Raw genomic sequence first — 23,375 nt, 5'->3', positions numbered from 1 at the left:
TTTCAAGCGATAAGAACTGGAATTCTTTCGCTAGACTCAAGGAATGGCGTCCTCCGGCATCCACCTCACGACCCTCGGCCACCGCATCCGTCACCACCGACTGGAGAACGGCTACACGCTCGATGAGCTCGGCGCGCTGGTCGGCGTCGCCGGCTCGCAGCTGAGCCTGATCGAGAACGGCAAGCGCGAGCCCAAGCTCTCCCTCCTTCAGGCGATCGCGCAAGCGACCAAGACCGAGGTGACCGATCTCATCTCCGGTGAGCCGCCGAACCGGCGTGCCGCGCTCGAGATCGCCCTGGAGCGCGCGCAGGAGAGCCCGGTGTTCCGGCAGCTCGGCGTCGCCCCCGTGCGCGTCACCAAGGGGATGAGCGACGAGACGATCGAATCCGTTCTCGGCCTGCACCGGGAGTTGGAGAGGCGGGAGCGCGAGGCCATCGCGACCCCGGAGGAAGCACGCCGCGCCAACACCGAGCTGCGGCTGCGGATGCGCGCCCAGAACAACTACCTCCCCGAGATCGAGAAGCTCGCCGAGAAGCACCTCAAGGCTGCGGGACACGTGCAGGGTGCACTCACCCACCGCACCGTGAGCATCATGGCCGAGAAGCTCGGGTTCGAACTGATCTATGTCAACGACCTCCCGCACTCGACACGGTCGGTCACCGACCTCGAGAACGGGCGGATCTACCTGCCGCCGGCCTCGATCCCCGGCGGTCACGGCCTGCGCTCGATGGCGTTGCAGGCGATGGCGCATCGACTTCTCGGACACACCCCGCCGACCGACTACGCCGACTTCCTGCAGCAGCGCCTGGAGATCAACTACTTCGCCGCATGCTGCCTGATGCCGGAGACGGCTTCCGTCGCGTTCCTGCAACAGGCGAAGAAGGACCGCAACCTCGCCGTCGAGGACTTCCGCGACGGCTTCGGCGTCACGCACGAGGCGGCGGGCATGCGCATGACGAACCTGTTGACACAGCACCTCGGCATGGCGCTGCACTTCCTGCGCGTCGACTCCACCGGGGCGATCACCCGTGTGTACGAGAACGACGACCTGCCGCTGCCGATGGATGTGACCGGTGCCGTGGAGGGACAGCGGGTGTGTCGCAAGTTCCAGGCCCGCGCCGCGTTCACGCAGCAGAACCGCACGGTGGAGCACCACCAGTACACCGACACCCCGTCCGGCACCTTCTGGTGCTCGACGCAGACCGGGTCGTCGACCGACGGCGAGTTCTCGGTGACGGTCGGGGTGCCCTTCGACGACGCACGGTGGTGGCGTGGACGCGAGACGAACGACCGCGCGGTATCGACGTGCCCCGACGAGTCGTGCTGCCGTCGCCCCTCGGCCGAGCTGAGCGATCGGTGGAGCGGACGGGCCTGGCCGAGCGCGCGCGTGCACACGCACATGTTCTCCCCTCTCCCCCGCGGCGCGTTCCCGGGCGTCGACGACAACGAGGTCTACAGCTTCCTCGCCCGCCACGCCAGCGAGTAGGCGCCACGCCAGCGAGTAGGGGCGGGTCGGGCTCGGGCAGGCGTCTCAGTCGTCGGCGAAGCGGGCGAACCGCGCGAGGGCTGCGGCCACGACCTCGGGATCCTCTGGCGCCTCGAAGAGCTCTGGCGGTGCACTCCTGGTCGCGCTCGCATGCGACCAGGAGCCGATGACGCGGCCCTGTTCGACGATCGTCGGACGCACCATGCCGTTCTTCCCCGGCCCGATCGCCGCCAGATACGCCGGGTCGCATACGGCCGTGCGATCGGCGTAGGAGATGTAGTACTCGTCGAACGCGCCGAGCGCATGGACCGATGCGGCGCCGCTCGCCCGACGCGGAGGCCGGCACGCGACGAAGAGCCCTTCGTCGACCTCTTCGACGCTGGAGGCCGCCCGCTCTGCCGCCTCACGCGACTGACCCAGAGTGAGGCCCGACCACCACGCGAAGTCGGCGACCCCGGCAGGACCATGGCCGTCGACGTAGCGGACGAACAGCTCGGCGAGCGGATCGTCGGGTGCTGCGTGCTCGCGGATGTGCTCCTCCACGAGGACGAAGCGCTGTTCGCGGGCGACACCGGCGCGGGCCACGACCGGTCCCTGGCAGATCAGCCCGGCGATCGTGAGGGTGAACAGCAGGTGGATGCCGCGCTGACCGGAGGGGTCGATGCCGATCCCCTCCAGCACCTCGAACACCTCCGCACGCGTGCACCCGCCATCGCGCAGGCGCGGCGTCAGGGCGCGAACGGCAGCGGCGACCATGTCGTCGTCGATGCCGAGGTCACGGTGACGGGTGGCTGCCTGCTGCCGCTGCCGCCCAGCGGTGACCTGGAGCATCCAACCGAGGTCTCGCGCCGGGACGGTGTGCAGGGTGCCGCGCATCGTCCACGCGCGCACGATGTCGCCGCGGTCGAAGGCCCGGTCGACGTCGCGCAGTGTCGGCTCACCGCGGGTACGCACGGCGAGCGCCCACCGACCGGCCGTGAAGTCCTGACTCTGCACGGCGAGCATGTGCTGCGCCGCATCCGTCACGGTGCGCGCCGGAGCGGTCAGGCGATGCGAACGGAGGCGTTGTGAACGGAGACGATCGGTGCGCTGAGCCGCGGTTTTCATGACCTCATCATGCCGGGTACTCCGGACGATACGACGAAACCCGGCGAACGGCGAGACTCAGCCCTGCAGGGTCACCTCGCGGCGCTCCGGCAGCACGATCGGGTGCGAGCCCGCCATGACCTCGAGCACACGGATGACCTGGCAGGAGTATCCGAACTCGTTGTCGTACCAGACGTACAGGATGAGGGTGTCCTCGTCGGCGATGGTGGCGAGGCCGTCGACGATGCCGGCACGGTGCGAGCCGACGAAATCGGTGGAGACGACGTCGGGGCTCTCCACGTAGTCGATCTGCTGACGGAGCTTGGAGTGCAGCGAGACGCGGCGCAGGTAGTCGTTGACCTCGTCCTTGGTCGCGGGACGCTCGATGGTCAGGTGCAGCACCGCGAGCGACACGTCGGGCGTCGGGACGCGGATCGAGCTGCCGGTGAGCTTGCCCTCGAGCTGCGGGAGCGCCTTGGCCACGGCCTTGGCCGCCCCCGTCTCGGTGATGACCATGTTGAGCACGGCCGAACGTCCGCGTCGGTCGCCCTTGTGGAAGTTGTCGATCAGGTTCTGGTCGTTCGTGAACGAGTGCACGGTCTCCACGTGCCCCTTGACGACGCCGTACGCCTCATCGATCGCCGCGAGCACCGGAGTGATGGCGTTGGTCGTGCAGGACGCGGCCGAGATGATGCGGTCGGAGTCGGCGATGGTGTCGTCGTTGATGCCGTGGACGATGTTCTTGAGCGGGCTCTTGCCGGGGGCCGTGAGCAGCACGCGGGCGACGCCCTTCGACTGCAGGTGCTGGGAGAGCCCCGCCTCGTCGCGCCAGCGTCCGGTGTTGTCCACGACGATCGCGTCGTGGATGCCGTGCGCGTTGTAGTCGATGGTCGCCGGGTCGTCGGAGTAGATCACCTGGATGCGGGTGCCGTTCGCGATGATCTGCTCGGCATCTTCGTCGACCGTGACCGAACCGGCGAAGCGGCCGTGCACGGAGTCGCGCAGCAGCAGCGACGCGCGCTTGACGAGATCGTTCTCGGCACCGCGGCGGACGACGATGGCACGCAGACGCAGCCCGCTCCCGCCTCCCGTGTGGGCGATGAGGATACGAGCGAGGAGGCGGCCGATCCGCCCGAACCCGTAGAGCACGACGTCGGTGGCCTCAGCGGCGACAGCTCCCATGGCCGGAGCGAGCACATCTGCGAGATAGGCCTCCAACGGCTGACCGCTCTCCGCGTGGCCGGCGACCAGGCGGGCGACGTCGAGGGAGGATGCCCCGGGCGCGAGAGCATGGATCGCTTCCAGCACCGCAAGGCTGTCCTCGATCGGCAGACGCTCGTGACCGAGCTGGGCGACACGCTCGTGCACCTCGACCAGCCCCGTCGCCGACAGGCCGAGCAGACGATGCCCGTGGAGCGACGTGACGACCTCGTGCTCCCGTCGGAGTGCCCCGATGAGCGGGATCATCCGCTCCGCCAGCTCTTCGCTCTCTGTCCAGTCGTCGCGGTGTGCCGCGGAATCGTTCATCTGCGTCCTTGCATGTGTGAGCGCGCGCCGAGGTCGCCGGCGCGCGAGTTGCCGGGTGGATCGGGGGATGCATCCAGCGTACAAGTCGCAGGAACACGTGCCGAATCCGACGGCTGCGGACCGGGGTCGAGCAGGCCCGGCTTCTCGCGGGAATCCCCCGGTCACCCGTCGCGTTCTCCCCCTCGGACGCTCCACGAAAGGCTCGCGATGACCCCCAGCCCCCGCCGCTCGGCATGGCCGCCCCTGCTGCTCGCGATCGCCCTCGAGGTGAGTGCGACCCTCTCCCTCCGCGCCGCCGAGGGGTTCACGCATCCGTTCTGGCTCGTCGTCGTGGTGCTCGGCTACACGGGGTCGCTCTGGCTGCTGTCGGTCGTGCTCGACCGCGGCATGGCCGTCGGCGTCGCATACGGCATCTGGTCGGCGATCGGCGTCGTGCTCACCGCCGCGCTCGGCACGGTGCTGTTCGGCGAGCTGCTGGGACCGGTGCAGATCGTCGGCGTCGGCGTGATCGTGGTCGGCGTGCTGCTCGTCGAACTCGGATCCCATACGCGCGATACGACGGAGGCGACGTCGTGACCTGGGTGTTCCTCGCCCTCGCGATCGCGAGCGAGGTCACGGCGACGCTGAGCCTGCGCGCATCCGAGGGCCTGCGCCGTCGCCGCTGGATCCCCGTGATCGTCGTCGGCTATCTCGCCGCCTTCACCCTGCTCGGCACGATCCTCGCGATGGGGATGCCGGTGGGTGTCGCCTACGGGATCTGGGCCGCCGCCGGTGTCGCGCTGACCGCGGTGCTCGGGCGGGTGATCTTCAAGGATCACTTCTCGGCCATGATGGCGATCGGCGTCGCGCTGATCGCGGTCGGAGTCGCGATGATCGAGTTCGGCGGCGGCCACTGACGACAACGCGCCATGAGCTTCTCCTCGGCAGCAGTTTTGCGTCTACACTGGTAGAATAATGACACAGTCACTCCACGGCGACGATGCCGACCTGATCATCCGCGGCGGCCGCATCCGCACCCTCGACCCTTCCGACACGATCACGGAGTCGCTCGCCGTCCGCGACGGGGTGATCGTCGCTCTGGGTGCGGAGGCGGAGGCTCTGGATTCGCGCGCGGTGATCGAGCTGGACGGGCGCACCGCGATCCCCGGCATCAACGACGCCCACCTGCACGCCGCATGGCTGGGGGCACGGTGGCCGCATCTCTTCTTCTCCGACACACCGCCGGAGGAGCAGCCGTCCGGACGGCTCGTGTCGACGTCGGGGGAACGCCGGTCGGCGCTGCGACGCGCATGGGCACTGCTCGCCGAGCTCGGCATCACGAGCTACACCGAGCCGGGGATCGGCCCCGGCGAGGACGACGGCGAGACCGGATGCTTCGGCTCCGACATGCTCGACACCTACCTCGAGCTGCATCGCGAGCGCGCCCAGACCTCCCGCGTGACCCTGCTGAGACTGTTCGGCACGATCGACGGCGAGAGCACGCTCGACGACTTCGAGCGCGGGGTGCGCATCCCCGCACCGCCCTCCGACCCTCGATGGCTCGCGATCCCCGGCGTGAAGATCTTCGCGGACGGCATCCCCCCGATGGCGACCGCCTGGGTCGATGAACCCTACGCCGACGGCACCACCGGCGGACTGCTCACCCGTGGCGAGCCCGACGCCCGCACCGCCTTCCGACGCATGCTCGAACTGGCCTCTGCCCGCGGGCTGCAGATCGCGGTGCACGCGACGGGAGACCGTTCGATCGCCGAGTTCCTGTCCGTGCTGGAGGGCCTGCACGCACAGCACCCCACGCCGTCGGGTCCGCACTATGTCGTGCACGGAGATCTCGCCACGACCGAGCAGATCGCCAGGATGGGGCGCATCGGCGCGGGGTTCGCGGTGCAGCCGCTGATCGCGGCGCACACGCACTCCTGGGCGGCGATGCAACTGGGAGAAGCCAGACTCGCCTCCGCATGGCCGCTCGCCGAGATGCTGACCTCGGACGCGCTGACCACGATCACGAGCGACTCCCCCGTCGCGAGCCCGGACTGGCGGCTGGGTCTCGACGCGTCCCTCGCGCTGCTCACCGCCACGGGCGCCACGGACGACGCGGGCACCAGGAACCGGCTGCTGCGCTCCGTCACCGTCGACCCTGCTCGACAGGATGGCGCCTCGACATGGAAGGGCTCGCTGGCCATCGGCATGGTCGCCGACGTCACCGTCCTCGATGAGGACCCCCTGACGCCCGGCCGCGACCTCGCGACGATCGGCGTCGCCCGCACGATCGTGGACGGGCGCACGGTCTTCTCGCGCGGCTGATCTCGAAAGCGATGCACGAAAACGGCGGGCGGCATGTTCACGCATGCCGCCCGCCTCTGATCCCCCTCGGACCAGTCGTGTGCCCCGGCGCCGGTCACCCGGCGCCGGGACGAGTCTCACACCGCAGTCGCCACGAGCACCCGCGGGCTGCCGGGCAGCGCGACCTTGTCGCGCACCGACCAGCCGGCGTCGGCGAGCCATCCGCGCACCTCGGTCTCGGGATAGACGACGGTGCCGTCGATCACGAGGTACTCGCCCGCGTGCAGGGCGTCGAGCCCGCGCTGCTCCACATCCTCGTCCAGGAAGAAGTCGAGCACGGTCAGGGTCGCGCCGTCGACGGCAGCCGCCCGCAGGTTGCGGAAGATCTGCGCATTCTCCTCGGCGGAGAAGCGGTGGATCACGTGGTTCGCGAAGACCGCGTCGTACTCTCCCTCGGGAGCGGTGGTCGCCGTGTCGCCGACCTCGACCGTGGCACGCTCCTGCACTCCCGCAGCTGCGACCGCGTCGGCGATGCCGTCTTCGAAGCCGGGAGCGTAGAGGAACGTGGTGTGCAGCTCGGGGTTGTCCGCCATGACGGACAGCGCGAACTCGGCGGACAGGCCGCCGAAGTCGAGCACCCTGGTCGCACCGTCGAGGTCGACGTGACGGCCGAACTCCTGCGCGTGCAGACGGTTGTACGTCATGACGCCGGCCATGAAGGTCGCCCAGCGGGCGTCGTCCATCTGCAGGTCGCCCGGCTCGGTCGTGTCGACCGTATGCGCGAACTGCAGCCAGTGCGGGTAGCTGATCTCGTCGAGGAACGTGAGGAAGGGAGCGAGGTCGATCGCCGCCTCGTCGCCGACCAGGTACGCGGCGGCATCCTCGGCGAGCGCGTAGCGTCCGCCGGTCCTGGTGAGCAGGCCCTTGGCGGTCATCGCATCGGCGAGCAGCGTCGCGATGCGCTCGCTGACCGCGCACCGCTCGGCGATCGCGGCCGCCGTGTCCGCCCCGTCGGCGATCGCGGCGAACAGGCCGATCCTGCTGGCCTGGAAGAGCTGCTTGGAGGCCATGTAGCCGGTGGCGATGTCGAGGATCCGCGCCGCGTCGGCGGTGGGGGTTTCGGTCATGAGCGAGCCTTTCGAATTATCTACGAATGTTGGAAATAAAGATCATGGTTGAAGCCGGATGTCGAGGGGGCTTCAATCCGCGAGGAACTCCCGCACCGCGGTCCGGAACCCCGGTGCGTGCAGGGCCGCGAGATGGTCGCCGGGAACGCGCCGTGTCCGTGCATCGGGTAGCAGCGCCGCGAGGTCGTCGATCCCCGCCGCCATCCCGTCGTCGACTCCACCGATCAGGAGGACCGGAACGCCCGGCCCGCCGCGATCGGCGACGAAGGGCTCCGCCGCCAGACCCTCGATCAGATCGAGCAGGTCGGCAGGACGGTTGCCCGGCATCGACACCATGCCGAGGATCATGCCAGTGAGCGGATCCCTCGGCGCGCTGCCGTCCGCGAGGGAGGCTCGCGCGGCCGGGAGGTCGACGAAGGAGAAGGGCTCCCCCGCGCTGAGCCCGCCGAGCACGAGCCGCCGAACGGCGATGTCGTGACGGGACGCGAGGTCCCATGACAGCCGCGCCCCGAGCGAGTAGCCGACGAGGTCGACCTCCTGCTCACCGACGGCCGCACGGATCGATGTGGCGATGGTGTCGGTCACGGCCGATGTCGTCGCGGTCCCGAGCGCGATGCTGTCGCCGTGAGCCGGAAGGTCGATCACCACACGCGGTCGATCGCCGAGAACGGCGTCCCACTCGCTTTCGGGCCAGTCCAGACGCCCCCTCGAGGCCAGGCCGTGCAGGAACACGACAGGACGCCCCGCTCCCGGATGGTGCGAGACGGACAGTGGTGCGGTCATGAGGCGCCTTCCTCTCGAATGCGGCGCCTCGCGGTCAGCGGAGTCGCGCCAGGAACTTCCGGATGTAGTCCTCGTAGTCGGCGATGCGCTCGCCCTCGGGATACATGAGGTTGATCACCGTCGCTCCGACGGCGACCGAGATGAACTCGTTCGCGAGGGCCGCATAGTCCTGATCCCGGATGGATCCGGCATCGCGCGCCGCCTCCATCCGCTCGACGAGCATCGCGTGCCACCGCGCGAGATGCGTGCGGTAGAGCACCGTGAGCTGATCGTTCGACATCGCGTACTCCCAGAGGGCGAGGAGCACACGCCCACTCGCGATCTCCCCGACACTGCTCGGCAGCGTACCCTCGAGCACCTGCTGCAGCATCCGCTCGGGCGTCGCGCCCTCGGAGATCGACTCCTGGAGCCAGGTGTCGTGCTCGAGCAGCACGGTCTCGAAGGTGGCGGCGACGATGCTCTCCTTCCCGGGGAAATAGTGCTTCAGGGCACCGTTCGCGAATCCGGCCTCGGCGGCGATGCTGCGCATGGTCGCCGCCTCGAATCCGCCCTTCAGGATGATGCTCTTCGCCACCTCGACGATGTCCCGTCGACGCTGGTCGTGGTCGATGATCTTCGGCATGTCGTCCTTCCGGCCGATTCTGCTGCGTGGAGTGTTCCGGCCTGGAGCTACCGTACCGCCGCATCGCGCACCTCCCGCAGAGCGAGCCACTGCGCGCGACGTTCGCGCTGGGCGCGCGGGTCGGCGACAGGCGAGGCCAGCCGAAGGCGCTCGGAGTAAGGATGCTCGGGGGCACGGGTCACCTGCTCGCCCTCCCCGACCTCGACCAGCTCACCGCGGTACATCACCGCGACCCGATGGCAGACCCGTCGCACGACGCCCAGGTCGTGGGAGACGAAAAGGTAGGCCACACCGGTGTCGCGCTGCAGCTCGATGAACAGGTCGAGGATCGTCGCCTGCGTGGTGAGGTCGAGCGCACTCACCGGCTCGTCGCACACGATCAGGCGAGGGCCCCGCACCAGCGCGCGGGCGATCGCGACCCGCTGCCTCTGCCCGCCGGAGAACTCGCTCGGATACCGGTCCACCGACGTCGACGGCAGCCGCACGCGATCGAGCATCTCCCGTACCTTCGCCTCTGCGGCCTTGGCACCGATGCCGGTGGTGAGCAGCGGCTCAGCGAGGATGTCGCCGATCGTCATGGCGGGATTCAGCGAGCCGTAGGGGTCCTGGAAGACGACCTGCACGTCATCGGCGAGCGCTCGGCGATGACGGGTGCCGAGGTGGCTGATCTCGCGCCCGTCGAACCGGATGCTGCCGGCTGTGACGGGAGCGAGCCCGAGGATGGCCTTGCCGAGCGTCGACTTCCCCGACCCGGACTCTCCGACCAGACCGAGGCACTCCCCGGGTGCGATGTCGAGCGAGACGCCGTGCAGTGCCCGGTAGGCCTGCCGTCCGCGACCGTATTCCACGACCAGGTCGTTCACCTCGAGCAGCGGGTTCATGCGGGGACTCCCGTCGTGCGGCGGTCGAGCTCGGCTCTGCCCTCGGCGTCGTCGAGCGACGCGGCGATCAGTTCTCGCGTGTAGTCGACGGCAGGGGCGGCGAAGAGGTCGTCGACAGGGCCCGACTCCACGATGTCGCCGCCGCGCATCACGATCACCCGATCGCAGATGTCCGCCACGACGCCGAAGTTGTGCGTGACGATGAGCAACGCCATCCCGTACTCCGCCTGCAGCTCGCGCAGCAGCTCCAGCACCTCGGCCTGCACCGTGACGTCGAGCGCGGTCGTCGGTTCGTCGGCGACGAGGAGCGACGGCTTGCCTGCGATAGCCCCCGCGATCAGCACCCGCTGCGCCATGCCTCCCGACACCTGGTGGGGGTAGCTGCGCATCACCCGGTCGGGGTCGGTGAGGCCCACTCGCACGAGCATCGCCCTGGCGCGTTCCTTCGCCGCAGCCTTGCTGAGCCCATGCGTGCGGCGCAGCGGCTCGACCAGCTGATGGCCGATCGTGTACGAGGGGTCGAGGTTGCTCATCGGCTCCTGCGGCACGTAGCCGATGGAGCGCCCCAGCAGGGCATGGCGCTGCGCGGGTGTCGCCTGCGTGACGTCGACACCACCGACCCAGATCGCGTCGGCGGTCGCCCGCCCGGTGGCCGGAAGCAGGTCGAGCACCGAGAAGACCGTCTGCGACTTCCCGGATCCCGACTCGCCGACGATGCCGACGACCTCGCCGGGGGCGACGTCGAGGGTCACCCCGTGCACCACCTCGGTCTCGCCGTTCGGTGTGGCGTGCACGACCCGGAGGTTCTCCACGCGCAGAGCCGAGGCCTCCGCGGCGTGCTGCGCCGTGCCGGACGGGGAATTCGGTCCGGAGAGGGCGGCGGACCCGGCAGCGGAGACGGCGACGTCCTTCCGACGACGGGACACCCGTGGCGTGCGCACCTGCACCAGCTCGGCGAGCGTCGACCCCATGATCGCGAGCACCGCGATCGTGAGCCCGAGGGCCGCCGACGGCCACAGCAGCATGAGCGGATACGTGAGCATGAGGCGGAAGCCCTCCAGCATCATGGCTCCCCAGCTCGGGACGTTGGAGTCGCCGATGCCGAGGAACTGGAGGCCTGCCTGCATGCCCATCGCGATACCGGCGGTCAGCGCCGTCTGGATGATCACGGGCGGATAGACGGCCTTGATCACGTGGCGGAAGATGATCCGTCCGTCGGAGAGTCCGGAGACCCTCGCAGCGTCGATGTAGGGCTCGCTGCGCACGGCGAGCGTCTGCGAGCGGGCGATGCGGAAGTAGCCGGGCACCATGAACACGCCGACGGTGGCCATCAGCAGTTCGAAATTGTTGCGAGACCCTGCGGCCACGACGAGCAGGATGATCATGCCGGGGATCGACTGCAGGGCATCGCTGATCCATGTGGAGACCCGGTCGAACGCTCCCCCGAAGTAACCGGCGGCGACACCGGCGGGCACACCGATCACGAGTGCGGTGACGATCGTGATGAGCGCGCCCCACAGCGTCGTGCGGGTGCCGTAGATGAGGCGGCTGAGGATGTCCCGCCCCGTGGAGTCGCCACCGAGCAGATGCTCCGGTCCCGGTGCGGCCTTCGCGGCGGACAGGTCGACGAAGTTCGGGTCCATCGGTGCGAGCAGCGGGGCGAACACGCCCACCAGCACGATGAGCACGAAGATCGCGAGCGGGATGTACCCGCCGGGGTGACGGAGGAACCGCCGGAACAGGCTCGACCTCCGCTTCTGCGCCGCGCGGTCGAACGCGACCCTGATGTCTGTCGTGGTCATGCGACGCGCACCTTCGGATTGATCCAGCCGAGCACGAGGTCGAGCAGGAGGTTGATGAGGACGACGAAGACGACGGAGACGACCGTGATGCCGAGCAGCATGGGGATGTCGCCGTTCTGCGATGACTGGTTCGTGAGCTGGCCGAGCCCCGGGAGGCTGAAGATCTGCTCGACCACGATCGCGCCGGAAAGGAGGCCGACGAACATGAGCGCGATCACAGTGAGGGCCGCCGGCGAGGCGTTTCGGAGGATGTGCAGGTTGACGCGGGCGGCGGAGAGTCCTCGGCTGCGGAGAGTGCGTACCCAGTCCTGTCGGCTCTGCGCGATGACGGCGTTGCGCAGCTGCTCCGACACCGCGACGATGCCGCCCAGCGCGAGCGAGATCGCCGGAAGGGTGATGGAGCGCAGCCAGCCGTCGACGGACTGCGTCGGGGGCACGTAGCCCACGGCCGGGAACCACTTCAGCTGCACGGCGAGCCACATCACCAGCACGAGGCTGACCCAGAATCCCGGGAGTGCGAACAGCACGACGGAGATGCCCTTGATGATGCGGTCGAACCAGGTGCCGGGTCGGAGTCCGGTGATCATGCCGAACCCGATGCCGACGACCGCGGTGATGAGCGTCGCGAAGGTCACGACGCTCAGCGTCACCGGGACCTTGATCGCGAGCTGCGCGCTCACCGGTTGGAAGTTGCGCCAGGAGACGCCGAAGTCGAGCAGCACGGCGTGTGAGAGCCAGTCCCAGAACTGCACGAGGAGCGGACGGTCGAGACCGATCTTCTCGGCCAACGCCGCCTGCTGCGCTGGGCTCGCCGTGGTGCCGAGCAGGGATGCGGTCGGGTCGCTGATGGCCAGGTGCGCCAGGAAGAAGGTGCCGATCGAGACCGCGACGAGCAGGAGGATGCCGGACAGCACCCGCTTCGCCGTGAACACAAGCATGAGAACCTCGGGAGGGGTCGGAGGGGGCAGGACCCGGGGGCGGCCGTGTCGTGGCCGCCCCCGGAGGGCATCAGCCCTGGGTGATGTAGCGCAGGGTGGGGAACATCATCCCGACCACGGGCTGCAGCTGGATGCCGGGTGCCGTGTAGTAGATGTTGTTGGCCTGGTACCAGACCGACCACCACGCCTGATCGACGAGGGCCTTGTTGAGCTCCTTGACGGCGTCGGTCTGCGCGTCGCCGCGTTCCTTCTGCACCTTATCGACGAGCGGGGCGATGACCTCGTTCTGGGCGTAGTCGGGTTCGGGGTTGAACCACTGCACGCTGGTGACCTGACGGGCCACCGTCGCGACGTCGTTGCCGTCCATCGCGAGGAACGAGATGAACATCGGGTAGTTCGGCGCGTTCAGCTGGTAGTCGGGCATCTGCATGTTGTCCCAGGTGACCGTGACACCCAGCTCGTTGAGCGCCTGCTCCGCGGAGGGCTTCCACATCTCGAAGATCGGCGACATGGGCATCGAGATCGCGAACCCGTCGGGGTAGCCGGCGTCGGCGAGCAGCTTCTTGGCCTTGTCCATGTTGTAGGCGTAGGTCTCGTTGAGGGCGGGGTCGTTGACTGTGCCGCCGTCGGGGAACACCTGGTTCGTGGCGACGCCGGCGCCGCTGCCGACGGCGGCCAGGATCGCGGCGCCGTCGAAGGCGTAGTTCAGGGCCTGGCGCACCTCGAGCTTGCCGAGGGGCTCGCTCTTCGCGCCGGTGTGGTCGGTGATGACGAGTCCGGCCCAGCCGGAGACGCGCTCCGCGGTGTTCCAGCCCTGCTGCTTCGCCTGCTCGAGGTTGGCGACGTCGCCGTACTGCACGTTGATCTGGCCGCTGAGCATCGCGTTGTGTCGGGCGGTGGCGTCGGTGATCGGGTAGATCGCGAGCTCGGAGAACGGATAGGTCTCGGCATCCCAGTAGTCGGCGGTCTTGGTGAAGTGGTACTCCGCACCGGCGACGCTCGTGGCGCTGTCGAGGACGTACGGGCCGGAGCCGATCGGCTCGCTGCCGAGTGTTCCCGCCTCGATGGCCGCGGGCGAGGCCACGTAGCTGCGGCCGAGGCCCATGAAGTAGAGGATCGTGTCATCGCGCTGTGTGAGCACGATGCGCACGGTGTCGTCGTCGACCTTCTCGAACGAGGCGACGTTGACGTAGGCCTCCCCGGAGCGCGCTCCGGCCTTCAGGTACTCGAGGCTGGTGATGACGGCGTCGACGTCGACCGGGGTGCCGTCGCTGAACACGGCGTCGGTGCGGATGTCGAGGTCGATGCTCAGGTCGTCGTCGGCGACCGTCCAGTCTGTGGCCAGCGACGGGATCGGTTCGCCGTCGGCGTCGAGGGCGATCAGGGCGTCGTAGACCGCGGAGAGGTACGGACCGTCGAAGCCGATGTCGGCGAGGGAGGGATCCCACGACGTGATGTCGAGGAAGTTGCCGATGTTCAGGGCGTCGGGGCCTTCGGCAGCACTGCCGTCGGACGGGGAGGGCGTTGCGCCGCCGCTGCAGCTGGTGAGCGCGAGGGTCGCGGCCACGGCTGCGGCGAGCGCGAGGGGCATTCGTTTCATGGTTCCTTCTCTCGGGTGCAAGGGTGGTGAAGAAGGCTCGGAGTGCCGCTGGCCGGTAGCCGGATCCGGCGTCACCTCGATGTGTCGCGCTGGTTAGTCTACAGGTGTGGAAAAAGAGCGCAAGGGTGATTCTTGCCACGGATGCCCCACCCCATGCCCGGGGGCGCACCGGGCTTGTCCGAGCGCGCAGGCATAGCGGCAGATCGGCACCCCGTTCAGCCGACGCCCGCCTCAGGCAGCGCCCCTCTCAGGCAGCACCACCCTCAGGCAGCGCCCCTCTCAGGCAGCACCACCCTCAGGCAGCGCCCCTCTCAGGCAGCACCACTCTCAGGCAGCGCCCCTCTCAGGCAGCGACATCGAAGCGTGCTCGCCCACCCAGCCGCGGAGTGCGCGCCGGATCAACCGAGGCGGGCGGCAGGAACCACACCTTTTCGCGACCACCGCCACCGCCACCGCCACCGCCACCGATGCGGATGCCCCACCCGTTGTCGTGGATGCGGTGATGACAGGTCTCGCACAGCAGCACGCCGTTCGAGAGGTCGGTCGGCCCCTGGTCGCGTCTCCACCAGCGGATATGGTGCGCCTTCGTCATCTCCGGGGGGAGTCCACACATGGCGCAGCCGCCGTCCCTCTCCACGAGGGCCAGTCGTTGCGACCGCGTGAAGAGGCGCTTCTCCCGCCCCCAGTCGAGCACCTCGCTCACGGTACCGAGCACGCACGGGATCACTCCCCCGCCCGCAGCCATCCGCCGCGCAGCTCCGATGCTGACGGGCTGCTCGATTCCGTCGATCTCGGCCGATCCCGCACCCGCTTCCAGCGCGTCGAGATCCACCCGCACGATGACGGTCGCGCCCGCCAACGGCACGCGAGCCTCGCAGTCGAGCACATGCCCGGCGAACACCGCGAGCGCATCGGCCTGGATCATCGGCACGGTGCGACGATCGGCATCGGGCGCGTCCGGGGCCGTCGCATCCTTCCGGGCGGCGAATGCGGCGCTCACGTAGCCGCGGATGGCGGTCACGACGGGTGCGGCAGTCTCCGCATCGAGGACGGCGTTCAGATGCACCATCCCGCCGCGCTCGTGGATGGTCAGGGATCGTCGGGAACGCTGCTCCTCGAGACGCGACTCCACCCCATCCGGGTCCAACCAGGCTTCCGCCCGCACGACCAGCTTCCGTACGTCGTCGATCGCGAGCCCCGCCGACTTCTCGACCAGCACACGCTCCGCTTCGGCGACACGCTCGACACCGACCACCACGCGGCATCGGTCGAGCAGCGCGATGATCACCGCTGCCGCCTGAGCGCTGAGTGCGCCCGCGTCGAGAGCCTCCCGAATCAGTGGATACCTCGCCGGCAGCGGTACACCGAGGAGATCGGCGCGTGGTGCGACCGCCTCTCCGACCTTCACCAGCCGATGCGCCTCACCGCGCGACACCCCGACAGTCGCCGCGATCAAGGTCGCCGGATTCCGGAAGCCCTGCTGCTTCGCAAGGCTCTCCGCCCCCAGCTCCGGACGCGACTCCCGCGAGATGCATGCGGCGACCTCGATGTGCACCGCGTCCAGCCGGCGTTGCAGCACGCCGATCGACGTGCTCACCGCGATCAGCTGCTCACGCGAGAGGTCTCCCGAACTCTCGGCGTCGGCCCACGCCGCATCGAGGCGGGACATCGCCTCGTGCAACACGGCCAACTTCGACATGCCTCGATTCTACCGAATCAGCGCTCGACATTCGAAGTTATGTTCGATCTCATTACAGCATTCCGTTGCCGTCGCCTCCAAGGCCGAGGCCGCCACACGTCCGACCCGACCGTCAGGGCGTATCCCGCACAATGCTCTTCGCCTCATCGACGAGCGCACGATACCCGGGGAGGAACGGCTCGACGAGCTTCGTCTCAAGCTGCGACTCCAGATCACAGAGCACACGCCGCTCCGCCTCATCCACCACGAGCTCACCACTCCCGTTGGCAGCGGCAAGCCATTCGAAGAGCACCAGCGCTTCGCCAGCCGTCAGCTGCAGCTCGACCGACACCCTCTCTCCGCTTCCCGCCATGCGCATCATGCCAGTCGTGAACACCACCCCGCACTCCCCCTCCACTCACCACTCACCACGCTCCATCCGCCCGCACTCCGCGGTCGACCCAGCAGTCGGCGAGGGCGGTGCGCACCTCGTCGCCGTGGTCGCGCGCCAGCGCGAGGGCGGCATGGTTGAGCTCGAGCTGTGCGACGCGTGAGGCGCCGAACAGCACGTTCGCCGTCGCGGGGTTGGACAGGCAGAAAGCGATGCCGAGTGCTGCCGGCGTCACGCCGAACCCCTCGGCGACCCGCGCGACCTCGGGGTAGACGGCCGCGATCCGCTCACGGATCCCGCCGACGTCGGCACCGATCTTCCGTTCCGGCATCCGTCCGGTGGCGAGGATGCCCCCCTCGAACACGTCCGAGGCCTGGAGGGCGAGCGTGCCGTCGGCGAACAGCGGCCCGTAGGCGTCGCCTTCCGCCATCGACCGACGAGCGATGCCGTACTTCAACTGTGCGAACACCGGTCCGGCCGCCCCCTGAGCCTCGGATTCCGCGAGAGCCTGCCGCGTGTGTTCGATGCGCCAGTTGTTGATGCCCCAGGAACCGACGAGCCCTTCGTCGATCAGCGCGTTCACGTCGGCCACGAGCCGCGGCAGGTCGGGGGCATCGACGTAGTCGCCCACCACGAGGGTGTCGAACCGGTCGAGGCCGGCCCGCTGCAGCGACTCCACGAGCTGCGCACGGAACCCCTGGTTCGGCCAGTCCCACAGCCAGAGCTTCCCGCACAGCACGATGTCCGCGCGGTCGACGCCGCTCGCCCGCAGCGCCTCGCCGAACAGGATGTCGGTGCGGGAGTTCTCGGCGTGCGGACCCATGTTGTAGTACGCGACGTCGAAGAACCCCGCATCGAGCTCCACCGCGCGCCGGATGAGGGTGACCGCCTCGTCCCGCTCCATGCGATCCCAGGTGTTCCACGACCCCAGGGCGAGCGGCGGCACCGGCGCCCCGCCCGAGAACAGGGGTGTGCGGGGATATGTCGGATCGGGCATGAGGGCTCCTTCGCCGTCTCGTGGCACGGGGTTGTGTTTTTCTATGTTTGTAGAATATAACGGACTCATCCCGTCAGAACACCCGTCAGTGAGGACGAACATGACCGTTTCCCCCCGCCGCATCCTGGTCACCGGAGGGGCGTCCGGGCTCGGCCGCGGCATCGCCACCGCCTTCCGCACGGCCGGCGACAAGGTGTTCATCGGCGACGTGGACGCCGACGCAGCCGCTGCCGTCGCCGCCGAGATCGGCGCCACCCCGCTCCCCCTCGACATCGGCGACGAAGCGTCGGTGCGAGCAGCGGCCGAGCGGGTCAGGGAGTCCGGCGGCATCGACGTGCTGGTCAACAACGCCGGCATCGTCGCTGGTGGCGGCACGCTGCAGGAGGTACCGGTGGATGTGGTGGATGCCGTCCTCCGCGTCAACGTGCGCGGCACGTTCCTCATGCTCCACGTCTTCGGCGCACTGCTGGCCGAGGCGGGGCACGGTTCGATCGTCAACATCTCCTCGATCGGCGCCCGCCAGCCCACCGCGGGCCTCGGACACTACGAGGCGACGAAGGCCGCGGTCGACGCCTTCACCCGCACCGCCGCCCTCGAGCTCTCCGCCTCGGGAGTGCGCGTGAACGCCGTCGCACCGGGTCCGGTCCTCACCCCGCTGACGGCCGGCTTCGCCTCCGACCCCGACGCCCGAGCCGCCTGGGAGTCCCGCATCCCCCTCGGGAGCATCGCCGAGGTCGACCAGATCACGCCGCTCGTGCTGTTCCTCGCGAGCGACGCCGCCAACCACATCACCGGAGTCTCGGTCGCCGTCGACGGCGGCCAGCTCCTGGTCTGAGAGGACCCCCATGTCGATACCCACCCTCACCCGCGCCGCCGTGCTCACCGCCCACGGCGAACCCCTCACACTGCAGGAGCTCCCCCTCCCGAGCGAGGTCGAACCGGGCGCCGCGCTCGTGCGCATCGCCTGCACCACGCTCTGCGGCACCGACATCGAGATCTGGGAGGGGAGGATGACCTTCCCCGGCATGCTGCCCATGGTCCTCGGGCACGAGATGGTCGGCGAGATCGTCGCCGTCGGCACGGATACCCGCGATGCGCTGGGTCGACCGCTCTCCGCCGGCGACCGCATCGGCTGGTCGGAGTCGACCTGCGGGGAGTGCCACGGCTGCGTCGTGCTGCGCGAACCCGTCGCCTGCTCGCGCCGCGGCTACGGATTCCTGCAGCGCGCCGATGTGCACCCGTTCGCCACCGCGGGGCTCTCCGAGTACGCCTACGTCACCCCCGGTGCAGCCAAGCTGCTGCTGCCGCCGACGGTCAAGGACACGTGGGCGTCGATGGCGGGATGCGCGGCGAAGACCGTGCTGCGCGCCTTCGAGCGCGCGGGCCGCATCCGTCCAGGCTCGACCGTCGTGGTCCAGGGGTCCGGAGCCCTCGGCATCTTCGCCACCGCCGTCGCGAAGATCGCCGGTGCGGGTTGCGTCATCACGGTCGGCGCTCCCGCCGTCCGCCTCGAGCTCGCCGCGCGCTTCGGTGCGGATGCCGTCGTCGACTTCCGCGACGGACCCGTCGTGGATCAGGTTCTCGAGCTCACCGGCGGCCTCGGCGCCGACCACGTCTTCGACTTCGCCGGGGCACCGAGCGTCGGCCCCGACGCCGTCGGCATGGCCGCGCAGCGCGGCACGATCGCGATCGTCGGCTCCACGGGACCAGCGGGCGACGGCTTCGCCCTCAGCACGATCATGGGCAAGGAGCTCACGGTGGTCGGCTCGTTGAACGGCGACATCTCGGACTACGCCAGGGCCATCGACTTCTTCGCCGCCTTCGCCGATCGCTACCCGTGGGACGCCCTGTTCAGCGCCCCCGTCGGTCTCGCCGACGCCTCGGACAAGATCGCCCGCATGCACCACCTCGATGAGGTCAAGGCCGTCATCGACCCGAGAATGTGAGCCTCCGATGACCACTCCCCTCCGCACCGTCCCCCGCCGCGAGATCGGTCGCAGCGGCATCGACGCCTCGCTGTTCTCCCTGGGCTCCTGGCACACTTACGACCGCATGGACTTCGCCGACGCGGTGGCCATGCTGCGGGAGGCCGTGGAGCGCGGTGTCAACCTCTTCGACGTCGGCGTGTACTCCGCGCCCGGCGCCCCGCCCGTGTTCACGGATGTCATCTTCTCCGCCATGGTCCGCGCCGCCGGTCTCGCCCGTGAGGACTGGCTGCTGTCGTCGAAGCTGTGGCTCGAGGCCTTCGACGCCGACGGCTTCCGCCCGCAGCTCGAGAACGCCCTGATGCGGGTGGGCGTCGAGCACGCCGACCTCGTGATCCTGGGCGACCTGCGGCGGGACGACCTCGACCTGCGCGACCTCGTGATCGATCTCGCCCGACTCACCGAATCCGGACTCATCCGCGCGTGGGGCGTGAACAACTGGTCGGCCTCGAGCATCCAGACCCTGATCGACCTCGCCGCACGAGAGGGGGTCGCCGGCCCGCAGATCGCACAGCTGAAGTACAGCGTGTCCCGACGCTCGATCCCCGACGGCGCCCCGTTCGCCCGCCTGTGGGAGCAGGGCCTCACCCTGCAGGCTTCGGACTGCCTGGAAGGCGGCGTGCTCGCCGGAAAGGTGAACGGCGACCGGCAGATCGGCCGCGACCCCGGAGACATCCGAACGCGGATCATCGCCGACGTGCCCGCGTTCACGGCGCTCGCGGAATCGCTCGACGTCTCGCCCGCACAGCTCGGCCTGGCGTTCACCCTCACGCATCCCGCCCTCACGACCACGCTCTTCGGCGCATCGAGCGTCGCGCAGCTGCGGGCGAACCTCGACGCCGCCGCGCTGGTCGAGCGCGTCGGCGCCACGACGCTCCGCGAACTCGTCGAACCGTTCTGGGCCGACCGCGACGTCGTCGACCCCGAGGGCCCCTGAACACCGCCCCGCGACCGTGCCCGCCCGAAGCCTCGCAAGGAGACCCATGACCACCCCCACCGCCACCGCCACCGGACGCCCCACCCTCACCCCCGTGCCGTTCGACCCCGAGGTGCAGGCCGTGCTCGATGAGCTCGACAGGAACCCGCAGCCAGCGCTGACCCGCGACACCCTCCCGCGCGAGGGCACCGACCGCATGTTCCCCGACAACGACGCCGTGATCGCCGGACGTGCGATCGAGTGGGAGGACCGGATCATCCCCGGCCCCGCCGGCGCCCCTGACATCGAGATCACGGTGTTCCGTCCCGTCGGCACCGCGCACGAGGTGCTCCCCGGCTTCGTGAACATCCACGGTGGGGGCATGATCGTCGGACACCGCTCCTGGGAGACCGGCCGCGTGGTCGACATCGTCGCCGAGCACCACGTCGTCGCAGTGAACGTCGAGTACCGTCTTGCGCCGGAGGACCCTTTCCCGGCCGGAGTCGAAGACTGCTACGCCGCCTTCCTCTGGGTGCACGCCCACGCCGCCGACCTCGGGATCGACCCCGATCGCATCGTGGTCGGAGGCGGCAGCGCCGGTGGTGGCCTCACGGCGGCCGTCGCGCTGATGGCCCGCGACCGGCGCGGACCGGTCATGGCAGGGCAGCTGCTGCTGTGCCCGATGATCGACAACACGAACACCAGTGTCGCGAGCCGCCAGTACGACGGCATCGGTACCTGGCAGCGGGAGATGAACCTGCTCGCCTGGTCGTGCGTGCTCGGCGACGACCTCGCCTTCAGCCCGGAAGCCCCGGCGTACGCCGCTCCGAGCCGTGCGACCGACCTCGCCTCCCTCCCACCCGCCTTCATCGAGGTCGGCGAGGCGGAGGCCTTCCGCGACGAGGACACCGAGTACGCGCTGCGCATCTGGGCCACCGGCGGTCAGGCGGAGTTGCACGTGTGGGGCGGTGGCGCGCACGGCTTCGACATGTACATGCCGGATGCCGAGATCTCGCGCGCGGCCCTCGCCACCCGCGCCTCCTGGCTGCGCCGGATCTGGCTGGAAGCCCGATGACCGCCCCCGCGCCGGTGCCGTACGACCCCGCGCTCGTCCCGGGGCTGACCGCGTTCGTCGACCTCGTCGAGGTGATCCCGCTGCGCGCCGAGACGATCCACGCCAACCGCGACCACTTCGCGACCATCATCCCGCCCATGGCGACACAGGCCGCCGGGCGGGCGGTCACCTGGGAGGACCGGACCATCCCCGGCCCCGACGGCGCCCCCGACATCGAGGTCACGATCGTCCGCCCGACCGCACCCGCGTATGCACCGGCGCCGGCCGTGCTGTCGATCCACGGCGGCGGCATGGTCCTCGGCACCCGGTTCTTCGGCACGGGCGAGCTCATCGACCTCGCGGAACGCCACGGCGTGATCGGCGTCGCCGTCGAGTACCGCCTCGCCCCCGAGCATCCCGGTCCCGCACAGGCGGAGGACTGCTACGCGGCATTGGAGTGGATGGCCGCGCACGCCGACGAGCTCGGCATCGACCCGGACCGCATCATCGCCTCCGGCATGAGCGCGGGCGGCGGGCTCTCCGCTGCCGTCGCCCTGATGACACGCGACCGCGGCGGCCCACGCCTGGCAGGACAGCTGCTCGGCTGCCCGATGCTCGACGACCGCAACGACACCGTCTCCAGTCGCCAGTACGACGGGTTCGGCGCCTGGGATCGCCACAACAACGACACGGCCTGGAACGCCATCACCGGATCCGACCGCGGCACGGACCGGGTCTCCCCGTACACCTCGCCCGCGCGCGCCGACGACCTGTCCGGCCTCGCGCCCGCGTTCATCGAGGTCGGAGCGGCCGAGACGTTCCGAGACGAGGCGGTCGACTACGCCCTGCGCATCTGGGCGACGGGAAGTCGCGCGGAGCTGCACGTCTGGGCCGGCGGCTATCACGGGTTCTCCGGCTTCTCCCCCGAAGCGGAGGTCTCACGGGCGGCCGTCGCCGCTCGCGACAGCTGGCTGCGGCGCACCCTGCGCCTGGACGGATGAGCATCACCTCGTCCGGACCGACCCCGCGCCCGCGGATGGGCACGCTGCGGGCCATGCTCGTGCTCGGCATGCTGGAGGCGTTCGGTCCGCTGTCGATGGATCTGTATCTGCCCCAACTGCCGCAGCTCGCCGCGTCCCTCGACACCACCGAGGCGCTCGCTCAGGCGACGATGTCGGCGTGCATGATCGGCCTCGGCCTCGGCCAGCTCGTCGCCGGGCCGCTCAGCGATCGTCTCGGCAGGAGGTTCCCGCTCATGGTGGGCGTCTCGGCCTTCGCCGTGCTCTCCCTCCTGTGTGCTCTCGCCCCGACGATCGAGGTCCTGCTGGTGGTCCGCTTCCTGCAGGGTCTCGCGGGATCGGCCGGCATCGTGATCTGCCTCGCGATCGCCCGCGACCAGTTCGAGGGCGTCGAGCTGTCGCGCATGCTGTCGCTGTTGTTCCTGGTCTCGGGCACCGCGCCGATCGTCGCACCCGTGGTCGGCGGTCAACTCGCACTGATCATGGATTGGCGAGGCATCTTCGGCGTGCTCAGCGCGGTGGGTGTCGTGCTGCTCCTGGTCGTCGTGCTCGCCCTGCCGGAGACCCTGCCTGCCGCCGCCCGTCACGGCGGAGGTCTGCGCACGCTCGGACTCCATGCCGGGGCCGTCGTCCGCGATCGTCTGTTCGTGGCCGTGCTGTGCGCCGCAGCAGGAGGCGGTGTCGCCTTCTTCACCTACCTGTCGATGTCGTCGTTCGTGCTGCAGGACGAATTCGGCCTGAGCCCGCAGTCGTTCAGCCTCGCTTTCGCGGCCGGAGCGCTGGCCAGCATCGCCGGCAGCCAGCTCAGCCGTCTCGTGGTCGGCAGATGGGGCCCGCTGCGCGTGTACCTCGGCGGCATCTCGGCCACGCTGGTCGCGACGACCGCATTCCTGGCGCTCGCCCTCTCCGGTGTCGGCGTCACGGGCATCGTCGCCGCGTTGATCGGCTTCATGCTGTGCTCGGGGCTTGGTGGCCCCAACGGCCAGACCCTCGCGCTCGCCCACCACGGAGCACGAGCGGGCACCGCCTCTGCCCTGCTCGGCATGTCGACGTTCCTGTTCGGCCCCGTGCTCGCGCCGATCGCCGCGGGAGTCGGCGGCACGAACGCGGTCACGATGGCGGTGACGATGACCGTGGCTGCGGCCGTCGCCGCGGTCGCCGCGTGGGCGTTCGTGCGCCCGGCCGCGGTCGTCTGAGAGCTCC

General features: G+C 69.6%; 22 protein-coding genes. 10 read left to right on the top strand and 12 right to left on the bottom strand.

Translation table 11 applies throughout. The features are described from left to right. The first annotated feature begins 43 nt into the window (after positions 1-43). Complete coding sequence (locus HDC31_RS05515; protein WP_058632906.1) at positions 44-1,486, top strand: helix-turn-helix transcriptional regulator; 1,443 nt, start codon at positions 44-46, stop codon at positions 1,484-1,486. 45 nt (positions 1,487-1,531) lie between these two features. On the opposite strand, the gene HDC31_RS05510 is transcribed toward HDC31_RS05515, so the two are convergent. Together HDC31_RS05510 and HDC31_RS05505 are read right to left on the bottom strand one after the other, a co-directional pair. Continuing rightward, complete coding sequence (locus HDC31_RS05510; RefSeq protein WP_058632907.1) at positions 1,532-2,593, bottom strand: winged helix DNA-binding domain-containing protein; 1,062 nt, start codon at positions 2,591-2,593, stop codon at positions 1,532-1,534. 57 nt (positions 2,594-2,650) lie between these two features. Further along, entirely contained in the window at positions 2,651-4,099 is a 1,449-nt protein-coding gene (locus HDC31_RS05505; RefSeq protein ID WP_179515889.1) for a glyceraldehyde-3-phosphate dehydrogenase, read from the bottom strand. A gap of 207 nt (positions 4,100-4,306) precedes the next feature. On the opposite strand from HDC31_RS05505, the gene HDC31_RS05500 reads away from it, so the two are divergent. From HDC31_RS05500 to HDC31_RS05490, 3 genes are read left to right on the top strand one after another with little or no spacing between them, the layout of a single operon-like run. Beyond that, positions 4,307-4,675 carry a multidrug efflux SMR transporter gene (locus tag HDC31_RS05500; RefSeq protein ID WP_046749681.1) on the top strand — a complete coding sequence of 123 codons (369 nt, stop codon included), beginning with the start codon at positions 4,307-4,309 and terminating at the stop codon, positions 4,673-4,675. After that, entirely contained in the window at positions 4,672-4,995 is a 324-nt protein-coding gene (locus tag HDC31_RS05495; RefSeq protein WP_058632908.1) for a multidrug efflux SMR transporter, read from the top strand. Before HDC31_RS05500 ends, HDC31_RS05495 begins: the two co-directional genes overlap by 4 nt. Positions 4,996-5,053: 58 nt before the next feature. Continuing rightward, positions 5,054-6,400 carry an amidohydrolase gene (locus HDC31_RS05490; protein WP_113680982.1) on the top strand — a complete coding sequence of 449 codons (1,347 nt, stop codon included), beginning with the start codon at positions 5,054-5,056 and terminating at the stop codon, positions 6,398-6,400. A gap of 116 nt (positions 6,401-6,516) precedes the next feature. Here the strand turns inward: HDC31_RS05490 and HDC31_RS05485 are convergent, their stop codons facing one another. The 10 genes from HDC31_RS05485 to HDC31_RS05440 form a co-directional block, all read right to left on the bottom strand. Further along, a complete protein-coding gene (locus HDC31_RS05485; protein WP_058632910.1) occupies positions 6,517-7,506 on the bottom strand; it encodes a methyltransferase dimerization domain-containing protein in 990 nt (329 codons plus the stop codon). 72 nt (positions 7,507-7,578) lie between these two features. Continuing rightward, entirely contained in the window at positions 7,579-8,289 is a 711-nt protein-coding gene (locus HDC31_RS05480; protein ID WP_113680983.1) for an alpha/beta fold hydrolase, read from the bottom strand. A gap of 34 nt (positions 8,290-8,323) precedes the next feature. Beyond that, a complete protein-coding gene (locus HDC31_RS05475) occupies positions 8,324-8,911 on the bottom strand; it encodes a TetR/AcrR family transcriptional regulator (protein WP_046749685.1) in 588 nt (195 codons plus the stop codon). 47 nt (positions 8,912-8,958) lie between these two features. Then, the gene (locus tag HDC31_RS05470) at positions 8,959-9,792 is read right to left on the bottom strand and encodes an ATP-binding cassette domain-containing protein (protein WP_046749686.1); all 834 of its coding nucleotides are present in this window, start codon (positions 9,790-9,792) and stop codon (positions 8,959-8,961) included. Further along, entirely contained in the window at positions 9,789-11,594 is a 1,806-nt protein-coding gene (locus HDC31_RS05465) for a dipeptide/oligopeptide/nickel ABC transporter permease/ATP-binding protein (RefSeq protein ID WP_179515888.1), read from the bottom strand. The genes HDC31_RS05470 and HDC31_RS05465 overlap by 4 nt, the downstream gene beginning before the upstream one ends. Further along, positions 11,591-12,532 (bottom strand): ABC transporter permease, encoded by a 942-nt coding sequence (locus HDC31_RS05460; RefSeq protein ID WP_046749688.1) that lies wholly within the window; start codon positions 12,530-12,532, stop codon positions 11,591-11,593. Before HDC31_RS05460 ends, HDC31_RS05465 begins: the two co-directional genes overlap by 4 nt. Positions 12,533-12,602: 70 nt before the next feature. After that, positions 12,603-14,132, bottom strand: a complete 1,530-nt coding sequence (locus HDC31_RS05455) for an ABC transporter substrate-binding protein (RefSeq protein WP_227750922.1) — start codon at positions 14,130-14,132, stop codon at positions 12,603-12,605. Positions 14,133-14,475: 343 nt separating this feature from the next. Then, complete coding sequence (locus tag HDC31_RS05450; protein WP_113680984.1) at positions 14,476-15,831, bottom strand: HNH endonuclease signature motif containing protein; 1,356 nt, start codon at positions 15,829-15,831, stop codon at positions 14,476-14,478. A 112-nt stretch (positions 15,832-15,943) separates the two neighbouring features. Next, positions 15,944-16,210 (bottom strand): hypothetical protein, encoded by a 267-nt coding sequence (locus HDC31_RS05445; RefSeq protein ID WP_218867313.1) that lies wholly within the window; start codon positions 16,208-16,210, stop codon positions 15,944-15,946. 25 nt (positions 16,211-16,235) lie between these two features. Next, positions 16,236-17,198: an aldo/keto reductase gene (locus HDC31_RS05440; protein WP_179515887.1), complete on the bottom strand. Its 963-nt coding sequence runs from the start codon at positions 17,196-17,198 to the stop codon at positions 16,236-16,238. 100 nt (positions 17,199-17,298) lie between these two features. On the opposite strand from HDC31_RS05440, the gene HDC31_RS05435 reads away from it, so the two are divergent. From HDC31_RS05435 to HDC31_RS05410, 6 genes are read left to right on the top strand one after another with little or no spacing between them, the layout of a single operon-like run. Further along, positions 17,299-18,033 carry an SDR family NAD(P)-dependent oxidoreductase gene (locus tag HDC31_RS05435; protein ID WP_113680985.1) on the top strand — a complete coding sequence of 245 codons (735 nt, stop codon included), beginning with the start codon at positions 17,299-17,301 and terminating at the stop codon, positions 18,031-18,033. Between the two features lie 10 nt (positions 18,034-18,043). After that, positions 18,044-19,144: a zinc-binding dehydrogenase gene (locus HDC31_RS05430; protein ID WP_179515886.1), complete on the top strand. Its 1,101-nt coding sequence runs from the start codon at positions 18,044-18,046 to the stop codon at positions 19,142-19,144. Positions 19,145-19,151: 7 nt separating this feature from the next. Next, positions 19,152-20,120 (top strand): aldo/keto reductase, encoded by a 969-nt coding sequence (locus tag HDC31_RS05425; RefSeq protein ID WP_179515885.1) that lies wholly within the window; start codon positions 19,152-19,154, stop codon positions 20,118-20,120. A 46-nt stretch (positions 20,121-20,166) separates the two neighbouring features. Next, complete coding sequence (locus HDC31_RS05420) at positions 20,167-21,174, top strand: alpha/beta hydrolase (protein ID WP_113680986.1); 1,008 nt, start codon at positions 20,167-20,169, stop codon at positions 21,172-21,174. Continuing rightward, a complete protein-coding gene (locus HDC31_RS05415; RefSeq protein WP_179515884.1) occupies positions 21,171-22,154 on the top strand; it encodes an alpha/beta hydrolase in 984 nt (327 codons plus the stop codon). The genes HDC31_RS05420 and HDC31_RS05415 overlap by 4 nt, the downstream gene beginning before the upstream one ends. Beyond that, the gene (locus HDC31_RS05410; protein WP_257021949.1) at positions 22,151-23,368 is read left to right on the top strand and encodes a multidrug effflux MFS transporter; all 1,218 of its coding nucleotides are present in this window, start codon (positions 22,151-22,153) and stop codon (positions 23,366-23,368) included. The genes HDC31_RS05415 and HDC31_RS05410 overlap by 4 nt, the downstream gene beginning before the upstream one ends. The last annotated feature ends 7 nt before the right edge of the window (positions 23,369-23,375 follow it).

The sequence above is a fragment of the Microbacterium sp. JAI119 genome (assembly GCF_013410135.1).
GTDB lineage: Bacteria > Actinomycetota > Actinomycetes > Actinomycetales > Microbacteriaceae > Microbacterium > Microbacterium oxydans.
This window is presented reverse-complemented; position numbering and strand designations above follow the sequence as displayed.